The following is a 434-nucleotide window of genomic DNA, read 5'->3' on the forward strand; positions in this document are numbered from 1 at the left end:
ATGATGCCCGCACTGACTACAAACATGCACGCTCATATTCTCGATGACACCAAATACGGGAATGTTCACTTTACGGAACATTTCGATGCCTTTTTGACAATCCATCAATGCAATATCTTGCGGTGTCGTCACGATAATAGAACCCGTCACCGGAACTTTCTGGGATAGCGTCAACTGAATATCGCCCGTTCCCGGCGGCATATCAATAATTAGATAGTCCAAGTCGTCCCAGCGAGTTTGAGTCAAGAGCTGCATGAGTGCACCACTGACCATAGGACCTCGCCATACCATCGGCGTTTGCTCAGTGACCAAAAAGGCCATCGACATTGCTTGAATGCCATGCGCTTCAATTGGAATGAATGCCTTATCTTCATAGGTCTCAGGACGAGCATCAGCAGGAATACCAAGCATCATGCCAACGCTTGGCCCATAAA

At 47.7% G+C, this 434-nt stretch carries 1 protein-coding gene; it reads right to left on the minus strand.

All coding sequences use genetic code 11. The annotated features are described in order from the left end of the window. Nucleotides 1–434, minus strand: a 434-nt coding sequence (locus A3751_RS21040) for a P-loop NTPase (RefSeq protein WP_156492708.1), incomplete at both ends; no start/stop codon positions are given.

The sequence above is a fragment of the Oleiphilus sp. HI0080 genome (assembly GCF_001635135.1).